A 14,521-nucleotide genomic window follows, 5' to 3' on the forward strand; every position below is an offset into this window, starting at 1 on the left:
GACCGGACCGGCAAGAGTCGGACAGAGTCAAAGCAATCTCGGGGAGATCACCATGAAGAATGCGTTGAAGCGCGTAAGCGCTGTGATGCTGGGCGCGACCAGTCTTGTCGCGGCGATGCCGGCGTCGGCTACGACCATCAATCTCATCGATATCGGCGGTGTCGCCGGATCGCCCGCCGCACGCGGCTTCGCCGCCGCGGCCCGGTATTGGGAGACGGTTCTCAACAACGACGCGGTCCTGAACTTCGAAGTCGGCTTCTCGCCGCTCGGCCCGAACATCCTCGGCGGCACGCGCAGCACGCTGCAGACCTTCGTTCCGATCTCCGACTATTACGATCTGCTGTCGGCATCCTCCACGAGCGCGCTGGACAGGCAGGCGGTCGCCAACCTCGCTCCGCTCAGCGCCACGGGCAGCGTCGCGGTCACGGTGCCGGGTTATGACAACGCCCTGACCGAAACCGGCGTGTCGGCGACCACCCAGCGCTTCGCGCCGGACGGAACGCCGATCAGCAGCACGATCGCCCTGTCCACCGCGAACCTGAAGGCGCTGTACAACGACTCGGCGGCCTTCGATGCACAGTTCGGTTCCAACGTCATCGACGGCGAGATCCAGTTCTCCAGCACCTTCGACTTCGACTTCGATCCGACCGACGGTATTTCGGCCGGCACCTATGACTTCATCGGCGTGGCGATCCACGAACTCGGCCATGCGCTCGGGTTCCTGAGCGGCGTCGAGGATTTCGACGCTTCGGTCGGTGGCGGGTTCCCGGTCGATGATTACTGGTGGGGCTACGGTGCCGACATGTTCCGCTATTCGGCGCCGGGCAAGCTCGACTGGACGTTCGGAACCGACTCCTACTTCTCGCTCGATGGCGGGGACACGGCGTTCATGGGCGGCTACTGGTCGACCGGTTCGAACTTCGGCGATGGCTGGCAGGCGTCGCACTGGAAGGAGCCGGCGCAGTCGTGCGGCGATTTCCTAGGCATCATGAACCCGTACATCTGCTCCGGTCTGGAAGATCAGGTCGAGGCGCTCGATCTGGCATTGCTGGATGCGATCGGCTGGAACGTGAACGTCGATGTGCTGGCGACCCCAGGCTACACCTTCACCACCGGCGCGGCATTCGGGCTGGTGCCGGAGCCGACGACCTGGGCGATGATGATCGGCGGCATGGGCCTGGTCGGTGGCGCGATGCGCCGTCGCCGCACCTCGGTCCGCTTCGCGACGGCGAGGGCCTGATCGACCGAGTTCGGCGGGCCTCCGGGTCCGCCGGCCTTTCAGGACAGAAAAGGGAGCCGGACGTGGTGTCCGACTCCCTTTTTTCTTGGCTTCGATATCAGCGCGATAACCTGTCGTCAGGGCGAAGGGGCGACGATCGCCCTGTCCTACACGACGCGTTTCGACATAAGGTCGCGGCCTGTGACGAACGCTCTTTGAACCGCCGGATCCCGACCACGTGCAGCGTCCGTCGAAACGCCGCATTGGACTAACCTTAGCCTAACCTTCCGGCGGTCCCCGCCCCGGTTCGGGGGCGAGGACCGACCGATCAGGCGACCAGCTTCGCGCGGCTGGCCTTCTTGCGCTCGTTGGCGTCGAGGTGGCGCTTGCGCAGCCGGATCGACTTCGGCGTCACCTCGACCATCTCGTCGTCGTCGATATAGGCGATCGCCTGCTCCAGCGTCGCGCGCTTGGGCGGCGTCAGGCGCACCTGATCGTCCTTGCCGCCCGAGGCGCGGAAGTTGGTCAGCGCCTTGGTCTTCATCGGGTTGACTTCGAGGTCGTCCGGCTTGGCGTTCTCGCCGACGATCATGCCCTCGTACAGCGCCTCGCCATGCCCCACGAACAGGATGCCGCGCTCCTCCAGCGGCCCCAGCGCGTAGGAATTGGCCTCACCGGCACCGTTGGAGATCAGGACGCCGTTCTTGCGGCCCTCGATCTGGCCCTTGTGCGGGCCGTACTTCTCGAACAGCCGGTTCATGATGCCGGTACCGCGCGTGTCCGACAGGAACTCGCCGTGATAGCCGATCATGCCGCGCGAGGGCGCGGAGAAGGTGATGCGCGTCTTGCCGCCGGTGGACGGGCGCATGTCCGTCATCTCCGCCTTGCGCAGGTTCATCTTCTCGACGACCGTGCCGGAATATTCGTCGTCCACGTCGATGATGACGGTCTCGTACGGCTCGGTCTTCTTGCCGTTCTCGTCCTCGCCGAACAGCACGCGCGGGCGGCTGATGCCCAGCTCGAAGCCTTCGCGGCGCATCGTCTCGATCAGCACGCCCAGCTGAAGCTCGCCGCGGCCCGCCACTTCGTAGCTGTCGCGGTCGGCGGCCTCGGTCACCTTCACGGCGACGTTGGACTCGGCTTCGCGGAACAGGCGATCGCGGATCATCCGCGACGTCACCTTGGTGCCCTCGCGGCCCGCCATCGGCGAATCGTTCACCGCGAAGCGCATCGACAGCGTCGGCGGATCGATCGGCTGTGCGTGCAGCGGCTCGGTGACGGTCACGTCGGCGATCGTGTTGGCGACGGTCGCGATCGACAGGCCGGCCAGCGAGATGATGTCGCCCGCCTTCGCCTCGTCCACCGGCACGCGCTCCAGCCCGCGGAACGACATGATCTTCGACGCGCGGCCGGTCTCGACGATGTTGCCGTCGTTATCCAGCGCGTGGATCGCCTGATTGGTCTTCACCGTGCCGGAATTGACCCGGCCGGTCAGCACGCGGCCGAGGAAGTTGTCGCGGTCGAGCAGCGTGACGAGGAAGGTGAAGGGAACGTCCTCGACCTCCACCTTGGGGGCGGGGACGTGCGACACGATCGTCTCGAACATCGGGATCAGCGTGCCTTCGCGCGCGTCCATGTCGGTCGAGGCGTAACCGTTGCGACCCGAGGCGTAGAGCACGGGGAAGTCGAGCTGCTCGTCATTGGCGTCGAGCGACACGAACAGGTCGAACACCTCGTCCAGCACTTCCTGAATGCGGGCGTCGGGACGGTCGACCTTGTTGACGACGACGATCGGCTTCAGGCCGAGCGCCAGCGCCTTGCCGGTCACGAACTTCGTCTGCGGCATCGCGCCCTCCGACGAATCGACCAGCAGGACGACGCCGTCGACCATCGACAGGATGCGCTCGACTTCACCGCCGAAGTCGGCGTGGCCGGGCGTGTCGACGATGTTGATGCGGATGCTCTCGCTGGCGCCCGGCGGCGTCCAGTCGACCGAGGTCGGCTTCGCGAGGATCGTGATCCCGCGCTCCTTCTCGAGGTCGTTGGAGTCCATCGCGCGCTCCTCGACGCGCTGGTTGTCGCGGAAGGTGCCCGACTGGCGGAAGAGCTGGTCGACGAGCGTAGTCTTGCCGTGGTCGACGTGCGCGATGATCGCCACGTTGCGGAGGCTCATGGGGAATCCTGGATGTCTGGAGCGAAGTTGCGCGCCCCATAGCCGAAATGGTGCGCCGCGGGAAGGGCAGGCATTGCGGGGCGGATCGGCTGTGCGTATTATTCCGCTAATACGCTTGCGCGGCAGCACCGGCCCGGCCACATTGCCGCTCGCATCCGAGGACAAGACGCATGGCGACCACGACCGAGACGATCACCGCTGAAAAAGAGCTGGTGCTGACGCCGCCCGATCCGGTGCCGACGGTCGCGCCGGCCAAGGCGGCGGGGCTGGTGCCGGTGGACGACACCAAGAAGTCAGAGCTGGAGACGCGGGTCGACAGTTTCGTGACCGATCTGGTCGCGCAGGACGTCAACAGCCCGGAATTCGGCAAGCGCGTCGACGCGATCACCGCGATGGGCGCGAAGGAGATTCGCGAGGCGGCCGGCCAGTCGAACCGCTTCCTCGACCGCCCGGTCCGCGCGATGGATCAGGAGACGGGCGTCGGCAAGGATCTGGCCGAGCTTCGCCGCGTCGTCGAGGACCTCGATCCCGGCAAGAAGGGCAACCTGACCGCGCCGCAGAAGTTGTTCGGGATCATCCCCTTCGGCAGCAAGATGCGCAACTACTTCGACGGTTATAAATCATCGCAAACGCATATCAGCTCGATCCTGAAGAGCCTCGCCAGTGGCAAGGACGAGCTGCTGATGGACAACGCGGCGATCGATACTGAGCGCGCCAATCTGTGGAACGCGATGGGTCGGCTGGAGCAGATGATCCATCTGTCGCAGGCGATGGACGCCAAGCTGGAGGACAAGGCGAACGAGCTGGATCACACAGATCCTGCCAAGGCGAAGGCGATCCGCGAAACGGCGTTGTTCTACACGCGGCAGCGGACGCAGGACCTGCTGACGCAGATGGCGGTGACGGTGCAGGGGTATCTGGCGCTCGATCTGGTCAAGAAGAACAATGTCGAGCTGGTGAAGGGCGTCGACCGCGCCAGCACCACGACGGTCGCGGCGCTGCGCACCGCGGTGACGGTGGCGCAGGCGCTGACCAACCAGAAGCTGGTGCTGGAGCAGATCACGCAGCTGAACACGACGACGGCGAACATCATCGATTCGACCGGCAAGTTGCTCAAGAGCCAGACCGCGCAGATCCACGAACAGGCCGCCGCCTCCACGATCCCGCTGGAGACGCTGCAACGCGCGTTCCAGAACATCTACGACACGATGGATGCGATCGACACGTTCAAGCTGAAGGCGCTCGATTCGATGAAGACCACCGTCACCACGCTGGGCAACGAGGTCGAGAAGTCGCGCGGCTATATCGCCCGCGCCGAGGGGGCGAGCCAAGGGGCGATCTCCGCCCCGACGAACCAGTACCGGCTGGAGAGCCTATAACCGATGAGCGACGTCGACGACGCCATCTCCGCCGCGCGGTCCAGCTGGGCGCGGATCAGCGACACCGGTGACGGCGTGCCGACGCGCGCCCGAAGCCGGCGGACCGCGAGCATCGCCAAGCGGCTGACGTGGATCGCCGGCGCGATCGTCGCGATACTCGTCGCGGCAACGCTGTGGGGATTGGTCGCGCCGCTCGGCATCATGGGCGCGGTGCTGGTGATGGCAGTGATGGTCGCCGCGGTGCTGTTCCTGTCCTTCGTGCCCGGCCAGCGTGCCGCGCCGCCGCCGGAGAAGCTGAAGACGGTCGATATCCGCGCGCTGCCCGCGCAGACCGAGCGCTGGCTGGGCGCGCAACGCGGGGCACTGCCGCGGCCGGCGCAGGTGCTGGTCGATCGGATCGGCGAGCGGCTGGACACGCTGTCGCCGCAACTGGCGCGGATCGAGCCGCAGACGGAAGAAGCGTTCGAGGTCCGGCGGCTGGTCGGCGAGCAATTGCCGGCCTTCGTCAACGACTATGCGCGGGTGCCGGACACGCTGCGCACCGTCGAGCGGAATGGCCGGACACCGGACGCCGAGCTGGTCGCCGGCCTGCAACTGATCGAGCGCGAGATCGCCGACATGACCGCGCGACTGGCGCAAGGCGACCTCGACAACCTCCAGACGCGCGGGCGTTTTCTGGAGATGAAGTACAAGGACGGGGACGAGACGGGCTGAGCGTCCCGGCCGATGCCTTTAGTCGTTCTGCGCCTTCGGACCGTCCAGCATCATCATGAGGTCGTAGCTGTCGAGCGGCTGGACGAATTCGCAGCCGGTGATGTCGCCCTCGCTCCACACGACGCGGGCGTGGCGCTTGTTGTTGCCGGGCAGGCCGATGTTGATGAGCGTGCCGATCGGCAGCGGTACCGACAGGCGCGCCTTCACGCCGCTGGCGGAAGCGTCGATGATGTCGATGCCGACCGCAATGCGGGCGCTGCCCTTGATGTTCAGCGAATGGCGGGTGCTCTTGCGCCCGTCGGGGCGATGATCTTCGATGGGCTGTGTCGCCACGGGGTGTCTCCTGACCGATGACGCGTAATGAACCGAAATGGTCAATATCGGCTTACCAAGCGACCTATCCTGTCCGGAAACCAGCAAGATCCTGTGCGATCTACGTAACGTTCAGCCGGCGGCGGCGGCGCGGGCCTCCAGACGGGCCACGGCGGCGGCGTGGAGGTGAGGTGCGGACACCAGGACGCCGAACGCCTGCGGTCGTGGCTTGTTGAAGACCAGCGGCGCACCGTGTGCGTCGCTGATGGCGGCGCCGGCCTCCGTTGCGATCAGCGCGGCGGCGGCGATGTCCCATTCATTCCCCCAGCGCAGCGTCGCAACAAGATCGGCTTCATCGGCGGCCACCATCGCCATGCGCAGCGCGATCGAGTTGGGCTTGTGAACCGCCACGAAGTCGCGGTCCGACCGGGGCAAGGCATCGGCCGGCACGCGCGCGCCGGCCAGGTCGGCGCGATCGCCCGCCGCCAGCCGAACGCCATTGCGCCACGCCCCGCGGCCGAGCGTCGCGGACCAGCGTTCCTTGCGCGCGGGCGCGTCGAGCACCGCCAGCACCGGGCGGCCGTCCTCGACCAGGGCCACCGACACCGCCCAGCCCTCGCGACCGCGGATATAGTCGCGGGTGCCGTCGATCGGATCGACCACCCAGACGCGGCGGCGGCTCAGGCGGTCGGGGGCATCCGCCGTCTCCTCCGACAGCCAGCCGGCGTCGGGCAGCAGCGCGGACAGACGCGCCATGAGCATGCGGTCGACGTCCAGGTCGACCTCGCACACCGGACTGCCCGGCTCCTTTTCCCAGCGGCGGAAATCGGTGCGCCAGCGGGCGAGCGCCATCTGACCCGCCGCGGCGACGGTCTCCGCGACGGCGGGGAAGAGGTCGGTGGTGTCGGGTTCAGCCACTCGCGACCGTCATGCCGTCCACGCGCAGCGTCGGGACGTTGGTGCCGTAGCGGAACTTCAGGTCGTTGGCCGCCGTCAGGTTCGCGTACATGTCCTTCAGGTTGCCGGCGATCGTGAACTCCGCCACCGGGCCGGCGATTGCACCGCCGACGATGCGGAAACCCGCCGCGCCGCGGCTATAGTCGCCGGTGACGCCGTTGACGCCCTGACCGATCAATTCGGTCACGTACACGCCGTCGGCGATGTCGCCGATCAGCGTCTCGACGGGCAGCTTGCCGCCGTCGAGATAGGTGTTGCTGGTCGTCACGCCGGGTCCGCCGCCGATGCCGCGGCTGGCGTGGCCGGTCGGCTCCAGCCCCAGTTGGCGGGCCGAGGCGGAGTCGAGCAGCCAGGTCTCGAGCACGCCGTCTTCGACGATCGCCGTCGGAGAGACGGGCAAACCCTCGCCGTCGAACGGACGCGAGCGCAGGCCGTGCGGGCGGTGCGGATCGTCGCGGACCGACAAGCCGTGCGGCAGGATGCGGGTGCCCAGAGCGTCGAGCAGGAAGCTGGTGCGGCGGGTGATCGAAGACCCGCCGATCGCGCCGAGCAGGTGGCCGAGCAGCGACGATCCGACGCGCGGATCGAAGACGACCGGCATCGCGCCGCTGGCAAGGCGGCCGGGGTTGAGGCGCGCGACAGCACGCTCCCCCGCCTCCCGACCGATCGCGTCGGGAGCGTCGAGGTGGCGGAGGTGACGGGCACCGTGATGGGCGTAGTCGCGCTGCATCCCGGCGGCGGCATCGCCGGCCAGCACGCTGGCGGACAGGCCGTAGCCGGTGGCGGCATAGGACCCCGCGAAGCCCGTGGATGTCGCGAGCGCCCAGACGCTGCGCGAGCCGCTGGCGCCGCCGCCCTCCGAATTGGTGACGCCGGGAACCGCGCGGGCCGCTTCCTCCGCGGCGAGGGCGAGGTCACGGAGGCGCTCCGGCGCAGGATCGTCGTGGTCAGCCAGATCGAGCAGCGGCGGTGCGCCGTGGAGCAGGCGTTCGGCGGGGGCGAGGCCGGCCCATTCGTCCTCGGGCGCTTCGCGAGCCATCGCGACGGCGCGTTCGACGAGCGTCTGCATCGAGTCCGGCGTCAGGTCGGACGTGGAGACGCTGGCGGAGCGGCGGCCGACGAACACCCGCAGGCCGAGTTCGGCGCTTTCGGAGCGGCCGACATCCTCCAGCTTGCCGAGGCGGACGGAGACTTCCAGCGCCGCGTCGGCGGCGAAGACGGCATCGGCGGCGTCGGCCCCGGCCGTCCGGGCGCGGGCGACGATGTCGGCGGCGCGGTCGCGCGCCTGATCGGTGGTGAGCATGGCCCAGACTTAGGGGGGTGGGGCGGCGGATGCTAGGGGCGGATTTGGGCGGTTGCGGCGCGGAAGGTTAGGCTAAGGTTAGTCCAATGCGGCTTGTGGCCTCCTCCGTCACCCCGGCTGTCATTGGGGTAACGGGCATCGGGTCGTCGTCATGAGAAACAGCCCGCCGGGTGTCTCACAGGGCGGGCGTGTAGGACAGGTGTTTATACCGTCGATCCCACCACCGCGCAGGCGAGGAACACCAGCAGCCCGGTGAAGCGGTTGGCGCGGAAGCGGGCGAGGGCGCCGGCGCCGTCGTCTGGACGCAGCGTTGTCGCCTGCCAGCCGAGATGCAGTGCCGCGGGCAGCAGCGCGAGCGGCGCGAGCGGGTCGGGGCGGACGCTCCACAGCGCCATGCCCCACAACACCACCGCGGCGACATAGAATGCCGCGACGCCGCCCCGGACATGGCCGCCGAGCGCCAGCGCCGAGGAGCGAACGCCGATCAGCGCATCGTCCTCCCGGTCCTGCACCGCATAGATCGTGTCGTAGCCGATCACCCACGCGATCGACCCGGCGTAGAGCCACCACATCGGTGCCGACAGGTCGCCAGCGGTCTCTGTCCACCCGACCAGCAGCGCCCAGCTGAACACGAGGCCGAGCCATGCCTGCGGCCACCAAGTGATGCGCTTCATGAAGGGATAGGCGGCGACGGGCGCGAGGCTGGCGAGCGCGACGACCGCCGCGAGCGTGTGGAGTTGCAGCAGCACCACCAGCCCGACGAGGCTGAGCACGACGAGCCACACCCAAGCGGCCTTGACGGAGATCAGGCCGGCGGGGATCGGCCGGGCGGCGGTGCGCGCGACCTGCGCGTCGAGATCGCGGTCGACGATGTCGTTGTAGACGCAGCCCGCGCCGCGCATCGCGATGCTGCCGAGCAGGATCCACGCGATCAGGTCCCACCGCGCGGCGGTGCCGCCCGCCAGCGCGACACCCCACGCGCCGGGCCAGAACAGCAGCCACCAGCCGATCGGCCGGTCGAATCGCGCCAGCAGTGCAAGGCCGCGCGGCGTCGGCGGCAGGCGGGCGACGAGGCCGCGATGTTCGCTGTCGGGGACGATCTGGTGCGGCGTGTCGGGCATGGCCGCCCTATGCCGCAAGGATCGGCGGGGAGGAAGGCGGGGGACTTGCGGGTTTTGGGAGGTCACGTCGACCTCCCTCCGTCATACCGGGACAAGCCCGGCATGACGAAGGTGGGGACTTCAGCCGAAGCTCAGCTTCAGCGAACGACGACGCAGGCTGCCGCCCGCCAAGCCCATACCGGCGATCATCAGCGCCCAGCTTGCGGGTTCCGGTACCGCGCCGGCGGCGGAGGCGATGGTCAGGGTGTAGCGGCCGGTGCCCTGATATTCGGTCAGCGCGAAACTGCCGGTCAGGAAGGTCGGCGCAGCCACGGTGCCGCTGAAAAGCTGCGGTCCGTCGGCGACGAAGACCGCGTCGAAGGTGGCAGGATCGATGATGCTCATCCCGCCACCGAGACCGCCCTCGAAGAAGCCGAGATCGAAGATGCCGGTGTCGGTACCGGTGACGGGAATACCGTACAGGACGAAGCCGAGGCTAGGGATGAACTCGTCCGGGATCGGGCTGGAGTCGACCGAGAAGCTCGCGGTGTAGTCGCCCGACAGCGTGAAATTGTAGAGTTCGGCGCTGGCATGGGTGGCCGTCAGCATGGCGGCAGCGAGAGCGGTGGCGAGCAGGGTCTTCATCGGAACTCCTTGATCGGGAACGCGCAAATCCGCAGCGTCGGCGACAGGATGGCGGCGGCGCCGTTATGACGTCAAGCGAGATGAACAGCCGTTCATCAATTTACGTCGCGGTGCAGCAACACGGCATGCGGGGTTGCCGCGCGTGGCGCTGGCGCTATCCCCGGCGAATGGTTCGGCGTACCTTCTCATGATTGAGCCCGCATGATCGGTTTGTCCGTCGCGGTCGGGCGCTTCGTGGAGGCGCTGTTCTGGGCGATCTTCCGCGTCGCGGGCGTCGTCGCCGGCATCGCGATCCTGAGCGTGCTGGGGATGGCCGCGGCGTGGGTGATCGGGCGGCGCATCTGGAAGAGGAAGCGGTGATGGCGGCGACGCCGGCCTGGCCGCCGCGATCGACGCCGCGGCTGTTCGTGGACGAGGTACTGATGGCGGGCGCGCGGCGCGTCGACGGACCGGCGGCGCATTATCTCGGCTCCGTGATGCGGATGAAGCCGGGCGACCCGGTCAAGCTGTTCGACGACCGCACCGGCGAATGGCTGGCGGTGGCGACATCGGTCGGCAAGCGCGACCTGATGCTCGACGTGCAGGAGCGGCTGGCGGAGCGGGAGGCGGTGCCCGACCTGTGGCTGTGCGCCGCGCCGCTGAAGAAGAACCGTGTCGACTGGATGGCGGAAAAGGCGTGCGAGCTGGGCGTCGACCGTTACGTGCCCGTCGTCACGCGACGGACGGTGGTCGACAAGCCCAATACCGAACGGCTGCGCACGCACATGATCGAGGCGGCGGAGCAATGCGGGCGCACCGCCCTGCCGCAGGTTGCGGAGCCGGTGAAGCTCATGGCGCTGCTGCGCGACTGGCCGGAGGACCGCGCGCTGTTCTTCGCGGACGAGGTCGGCGGCGAGCCGGCGCTGGCGGCGATGCGCGCGCGGTCCGGCGCGGGCGCGATCCTGATCGGGCCGGAGGGGGGCTTCGACGAGGACGAACGCGCGGCGATCCGCGCCTGCCCGGCGACGGTCGGCGTGACGCTCGGCCCCCGCATCCTGCGAGCCGACACCGCGGCGGCGGCGGCGGTGGCGCTGTGGATGGCGGCGGCCGGGGATTGGTAGAGAACCGAAGTGGAGGAAGTGGAGGCGTCGGACGGGTTTCTCCACTTCGCCAGTCGCGGCTTCTCCTTCGCCGCGCGTTTACGGCGCCAGTGAGGGTCCACGGTGTCAAACAGCGATGCGACTGTCGCTGAAAAAGGCCATGTAGGACAGGGGCGTTGCTCTGGCCGGATCGGCAGGACGCCGCGCGGCACCAACGATCCGTACCCCGCGCCTGCCTCCAATCCATCTGGCGCACCCGTCCGTGCGCGCGTAGAGGCGCGACATGACGACCAAGACCGATGCGCCTGCGACTGCGAAGGCATCCCCCATCATCGAATCGCGCGATCAGTTGATCGCCAGCTTCGCGCGCGGGGAGAAGCCGGCGGAGCGGTGGCGGATCGGGACCGAGCACGAGAAGTTCGTCTATGCCACGAGCGATCATCACGCGCCGTCCTATGACGAGAAGGGCGGCATCCGCGACCTGTTGATGGCGCTGACCGAGCATGGCTGGGTGCCGGTCGAGGAGCTGGGGCCGGACGGTCGCAAGAACGTCATCGCCCTGTCGGGCGCGGACGGCAGCGTCAGTCTGGAGCCGGCGGGGCAGTTCGAGCTGTCGGGTGCGCCGCTGGAGAACCTGCATCAGACCTGTGCGGAGACGGGCCGACACCTGCGGCAGGTGAAGGACGCCGGCGACCGGCTCGGAGTCGGGTTTCTGGGGCTGGGCATGTGGCCGGACAAGGCGCGCGCCGACCTGCCCGTGATGCCCAAGGGACGCTACGGGATCATGCGGCAGCACATGCCGCGGGTCGGGTCAATGGGCCTCGACATGATGCTGCGCACCTGCACGATCCAGGTGAATCTCGACTACGCCACCGAGGCGGACATGGTACAGAAGTTCCGCGTCGGGCTGGCGCTGCAACCGCTCGCCACCGCGCTGTTCGCGAACTCTCCGTTCACGGAAGGCAAGCCGAACGGGATGCTGTCGTACCGCAGCCATATCTGGTCGGACACCGATCCGGCGCGGACCGGCATGCTGCCCTTCGTGTTCGAGGACGGGTTCGGGTATGAGCGGTACGCCGAGTACATGCTCGATGTGCCGATGTACTTCGTCTACCGCAAGGGGCGCTATATCGACGCCGCAGGACTGTCGTTCCGCGACTTTCTGAAGGGTGAGTTATCGGTTCTGCCCGGCGAGAAGCCGACGCTGGACGACTGGACCGACCATTTGTCGACGGCGTTTCCCGAAGTGCGGCTGAAGACGTTCCTGGAGATGCGCGGAGCGGATGGCGGGCCGTGGAACCGCATCTGCGCGCTGCCGGCCCTGTGGGTCGGGTTGCTGTACGACAGCCAAGCTCTCGATGCCGCGTGGGATCTGGTGAAGGACTGGTCGATCGAGGATCGCCAGAGCCTGCGCGATGCGGTGCCGAAGCTGGCCCTGGATGCGCCGCTGCCGGGTGGCGGCAAGCTGCGCGACGTGGCCGCGGAGGTGCTGGAGATCGCGCATCGCGGGCTGGCGGCGCGGGCGCGGACCAACGCGGCGGGCGACGACGAAACGGGTTTCCTCGATCCGCTGCGCGAGATCGTGCGGCGCGGGAAGGTGCCGGCCGAGATGCTGCTGGAGCGTTACGAGGGCGCGTGGGGTGGTGATATCTCGCGCGTGTACGCCGAAGAGAGCTTCTGACGGACGCGCGCGATCGGGCCGTGCCGGGTGATCCAGTCGCTGTACGCGACATAGGCCGGATCGCGGCGGAGGTGGCGTTCCTCCGTCTTCGCGCGCCAGTAATAGACGCCGCTGACCGCACCCAGCGTCAGCGTGGCGCGGATCGCGTCGACGGGGGAGCCGGTCGTGAACCACGGTAAGACCGACAGCCACCAGAACAGGTTCTTCGACCAGTAGGCAGGGTGCTTCGTCCACGCATAGGGCCCGTGCGTCAGGATGCCGCGATGCGTGAGGTTGGAGAAACGCGGCCCGAATGCCAGCGTCGCCCACGCGTAGGTCGCGGTGAGGCCCACCAGCACCGCCCCGAACGCCGCGAGCAGGAGGGGGTGGTCGCCCAGCCAGTAATCCCATTGGGCGGTGCCCTGATGATAGTCGAACGGCCCGCCGTCGAGCATCAGGATGAAGGGCGGATAGCAGATCAGCGCGGGCATCCACGCGGCCGCGAACGGGTTGGCGCTGCGGATATGCGCGTCGAGCGGGCGGAAGGTCAGGACATAGCCGACGGTGGCGATGCCCATGTCGATCAGGAACATCGCGCCGATCAGCATCTGCGTCAGCGCAACCGGATGCGCGAGTGCCCCGGCGAGGTCGGCGCGGACGAACGCTCCGAAGCCGGAGGGAACGCCGCCAAGCATGAAGGGGAGGAAGAACGCCTTCACGCCCCAGCTCAGGAGGTGGTTATGTATCGCGCCGCGATCGACACCGGACTGGCCGGTCAGCCATGCGCCGAGGTGCCAAGCGCCGTCGCGTGGTTCGACCATATGGCGGTCGATCCACAGGACGTACGGGATCGACAACGCGAACAGCGCCGGTGCCCCCCACAGGAAGCACCACATCGCGAATTCGAAATTGCCCTGCCAGTAGAAGCGGCCGGTGGCGTAGACGACGGCGATCCCCCCCCAGGTGAGCCAGTATCCGGCGAGCTTGGTGAGGCTGATGTCGAGCGTGCATCTGAGCGGCTGCGGGTTCTGCCAGTCGAGGCCCGTCGTGGCGGAGCGGTGGACCCGGTCGACGAGCAGCGACCAGGCGATCATCGCCAACGCGCAGGCGGCAAGCCCGACCAGTGCCGAATAGGGCCCGTCGAGGAAATTGGCGCGCGCGACCAGCGTCCAGCTCGCGAGGCCCGCAAACCCGGCAAACCCGGCACCGCCGGAGACGGCGGAAGGCGGACGCGTCACGCGGGTGGCGGCGGCGAGCGCTGGGTCGTGGTACATGGGCGCGGGATTAGCGCGGGAATGGTTAGGGGGGAGTTAAGGGTGCGGCCGTCACGCCGGGGCGAGCCCGGCATGACGGGAAGCTACAGCACAACCCGCGGGGTGGTGGCGTGGTCGATGGCGGTGAGGACCATGCGTTCCCAGATCGCGACGTCGCCGGCGGCGGCCATGGCTTCGTCGGGTTCGCGGAGGGTGCGGAGGACGGCGAGGGCGTCAGGGAGGTGGTCTTGCCAGTTCGCATCGATCGTCGCGGCGGCGGATTCTTCGTCGCCAGCGGCGTTGGCGCTGATCCGCTGCGCGGTCAGGACGCGGGCGATGCGTTCGGCGATGGGGATGATGGAGATGTCCATGTCTCGGTCCCGGTCACTGTGTTCGTGACGGGGTAACGGGCGGGAAGCACTTGGTTTCCCGGATATTGGGATTGTATTCGCCCCCTTGGGGAGAGTTGGTTCTCTCCGCGAGCGATGCCGCCAAGGCTCCCCAGCCCTCCCTTGCAGGGGAGGGGGCCAGAAGGGGCAGGGCGCAAAAGAAAAGGCGCCGCGACGGTGGGTCGCGGCGCCTTTGTTCTGGCGGTCGTGTGATTTACCCGCCCGTGTCTTACCGGCCCTGCGTCGAGGCGCCGGCGGGACGACCCGCGCCGCCGCGTCCTGCGCCGCCGCGACCGCGGCCACCGCCCTGGCCACCGGCGCTGCCGGCGGGACGAGCG

The 14,521-nt window shown here is 68.2% G+C and carries 13 protein-coding genes and 2 pseudogenes; 7 read left to right on the forward strand and 8 right to left on the reverse strand.

Going from position 1 to position 14,521, the window contains the following annotated elements; all coding sequences use genetic code 11:
• Nucleotides 1-115: 115 nt before the first annotated feature.
• A pseudogene (locus ILT43_RS13270) lies at nucleotides 116-1,057 on the forward strand (NF038122 family metalloprotease); the annotation flags it as partial.
• Nucleotides 1,058-1,120: 63 nt separating this feature from the next.
• Nucleotides 1,121-1,240 (forward strand): annotated as a pseudogene (locus ILT43_RS19900) (PEPxxWA-CTERM sorting domain-containing protein); the annotation flags it as partial.
• Between the two features lie 307 nt (nucleotides 1,241-1,547).
• Here the strand turns inward: ILT43_RS19900 and typA are convergent.
• Nucleotides 1,548-3,392, reverse strand: coding sequence for a translational GTPase TypA (gene typA / locus ILT43_RS13275; protein ID WP_204199438.1), 1,845 nt, complete (start codon nucleotides 3,390-3,392; stop codon nucleotides 1,548-1,550).
• 170 nt (nucleotides 3,393-3,562) lie between these two features.
• Here typA and ILT43_RS13280 point away from each other — a divergent pair, with 170 nt between their 5' ends.
• Together ILT43_RS13280 and ILT43_RS13285 are read left to right on the forward strand one after the other, a co-directional pair.
• Entirely contained in the window at nucleotides 3,563-4,771 is a 1,209-nt protein-coding gene (locus ILT43_RS13280; RefSeq protein WP_204199439.1) for a toxic anion resistance protein, read from the forward strand.
• A gap of 3 nt (nucleotides 4,772-4,774) precedes the next feature.
• Entirely contained in the window at nucleotides 4,775-5,485 is a 711-nt protein-coding gene (locus ILT43_RS13285) for a hypothetical protein (RefSeq protein WP_204199440.1), read from the forward strand.
• Between the two features lie 18 nt (nucleotides 5,486-5,503).
• On the opposite strand, the gene ILT43_RS13290 is transcribed toward ILT43_RS13285, so the two are convergent.
• The 5 genes from ILT43_RS13290 to ILT43_RS13310 all read right to left on the reverse strand — a co-directional run bounded on the left by ILT43_RS13290 (nucleotide 5,504) and on the right by ILT43_RS13310 (nucleotide 9,802).
• Nucleotides 5,504-5,818, reverse strand: a complete 315-nt coding sequence (locus ILT43_RS13290; protein WP_204199441.1) for a PilZ domain-containing protein — start codon at nucleotides 5,816-5,818, stop codon at nucleotides 5,504-5,506.
• A 111-nt stretch (nucleotides 5,819-5,929) separates the two neighbouring features.
• Nucleotides 5,930-6,715: a 3'(2'),5'-bisphosphate nucleotidase CysQ gene (locus ILT43_RS13295; RefSeq protein WP_318293491.1), complete on the reverse strand. Its 786-nt coding sequence runs from the start codon at nucleotides 6,713-6,715 to the stop codon at nucleotides 5,930-5,932.
• The gene (locus ILT43_RS13300; protein ID WP_204199442.1) at nucleotides 6,708-8,057 is read right to left on the reverse strand and encodes a TldD/PmbA family protein; all 1,350 of its coding nucleotides are present in this window, start codon (nucleotides 8,055-8,057) and stop codon (nucleotides 6,708-6,710) included. The genes ILT43_RS13295 and ILT43_RS13300 overlap by 8 nt, the downstream gene beginning before the upstream one ends.
• Nucleotides 8,058-8,260: 203 nt before the next feature.
• The gene (gene ubiA, locus ILT43_RS13305) at nucleotides 8,261-9,178 is read right to left on the reverse strand and encodes a 4-hydroxybenzoate octaprenyltransferase (protein WP_204199443.1); all 918 of its coding nucleotides are present in this window, start codon (nucleotides 9,176-9,178) and stop codon (nucleotides 8,261-8,263) included.
• 120 nt (nucleotides 9,179-9,298) lie between these two features.
• The gene (locus ILT43_RS13310; protein WP_204199444.1) at nucleotides 9,299-9,802 is read right to left on the reverse strand and encodes a PEPxxWA-CTERM sorting domain-containing protein; all 504 of its coding nucleotides are present in this window, start codon (nucleotides 9,800-9,802) and stop codon (nucleotides 9,299-9,301) included.
• 201 nt (nucleotides 9,803-10,003) lie between these two features.
• Here ILT43_RS13310 and ILT43_RS13315 point away from each other — a divergent pair, with 201 nt between their 5' ends.
• From ILT43_RS13315 to ILT43_RS13325, 3 genes are all read left to right on the forward strand, one after another.
• Entirely contained in the window at nucleotides 10,004-10,162 is a 159-nt protein-coding gene (locus tag ILT43_RS13315) for a hypothetical protein (protein WP_204199445.1), read from the forward strand.
• Nucleotides 10,162-10,902 (forward strand): 16S rRNA (uracil(1498)-N(3))-methyltransferase, encoded by a 741-nt coding sequence (locus ILT43_RS13320; RefSeq protein WP_211534528.1) that lies wholly within the window; start codon nucleotides 10,162-10,164, stop codon nucleotides 10,900-10,902. Before ILT43_RS13315 ends, ILT43_RS13320 begins: the two co-directional genes overlap by 1 nt.
• Nucleotides 10,903-11,164: 262 nt before the next feature.
• Nucleotides 11,165-12,562: a glutamate--cysteine ligase gene (locus ILT43_RS13325; protein ID WP_204199447.1), complete on the forward strand. Its 1,398-nt coding sequence runs from the start codon at nucleotides 11,165-11,167 to the stop codon at nucleotides 12,560-12,562.
• Here the strand turns inward: ILT43_RS13325 and ILT43_RS13330 are convergent.
• Together ILT43_RS13330 and ILT43_RS13335 are read right to left on the reverse strand one after the other, a co-directional pair.
• Nucleotides 12,505-13,815: a methyltransferase family protein gene (locus ILT43_RS13330; protein ID WP_204199448.1), complete on the reverse strand. Its 1,311-nt coding sequence runs from the start codon at nucleotides 13,813-13,815 to the stop codon at nucleotides 12,505-12,507. The genes ILT43_RS13325 and ILT43_RS13330 overlap by 58 nt on opposite strands.
• A gap of 83 nt (nucleotides 13,816-13,898) precedes the next feature.
• Complete coding sequence (locus ILT43_RS13335) at nucleotides 13,899-14,165, reverse strand: hypothetical protein (RefSeq protein WP_204199449.1); 267 nt, start codon at nucleotides 14,163-14,165, stop codon at nucleotides 13,899-13,901.
• Between the last annotated feature and the right edge of the window lie 356 nt (nucleotides 14,166-14,521).

It is taken from the genome of Sphingomonas longa (assembly GCF_016892685.1).
Lineage (GTDB): Bacteria > Pseudomonadota > Alphaproteobacteria > Sphingomonadales > Sphingomonadaceae > Sphingomonas > Sphingomonas longa.

Bases quoted from the DNA above. Each gene is read 5' to 3' on its own strand.
- typA (WP_204199438.1), bottom strand. From the start codon at position 3,392: ATGAGCCTCCGCAACGTGGCGATCATCGCGCACGTCGACCACGGCAAG.
- ILT43_RS13280 (WP_204199439.1), top strand. From the start codon at position 3,563: ATGGCGACCACGACCGAGACGATCACCGCTGAAAAAGAGCTGGTGCTG.
- ILT43_RS13285 (WP_204199440.1), top strand. From the start codon at position 4,775: ATGAGCGACGTCGACGACGCCATCTCCGCCGCGCGGTCCAGCTGGGCG.
- ILT43_RS13300 (WP_204199442.1), bottom strand. From the start codon at position 8,057: ATGCTCACCACCGATCAGGCGCGCGACCGCGCCGCCGACATCGTCGCC.
- ubiA (WP_204199443.1), bottom strand. From the start codon at position 9,178: ATGCCCGACACGCCGCACCAGATCGTCCCCGACAGCGAACATCGCGGC.
- ILT43_RS13310 (WP_204199444.1), bottom strand. From the start codon at position 9,802: ATGAAGACCCTGCTCGCCACCGCTCTCGCTGCCGCCATGCTGACGGCC.
- ILT43_RS13315 (WP_204199445.1), top strand. From the start codon at position 10,004: ATGATCGGTTTGTCCGTCGCGGTCGGGCGCTTCGTGGAGGCGCTGTTC.
- ILT43_RS13320 (WP_211534528.1), top strand. From the start codon at position 10,162: ATGGCGGCGACGCCGGCCTGGCCGCCGCGATCGACGCCGCGGCTGTTC.
- ILT43_RS13325 (WP_204199447.1), top strand. From the start codon at position 11,165: ATGACGACCAAGACCGATGCGCCTGCGACTGCGAAGGCATCCCCCATC.
- ILT43_RS13330 (WP_204199448.1), bottom strand. From the start codon at position 13,815: ATGTACCACGACCCAGCGCTCGCCGCCGCCACCCGCGTGACGCGTCCG.
- ILT43_RS13335 (WP_204199449.1), bottom strand. From the start codon at position 14,165: ATGGACATCTCCATCATCCCCATCGCCGAACGCATCGCCCGCGTCCTG.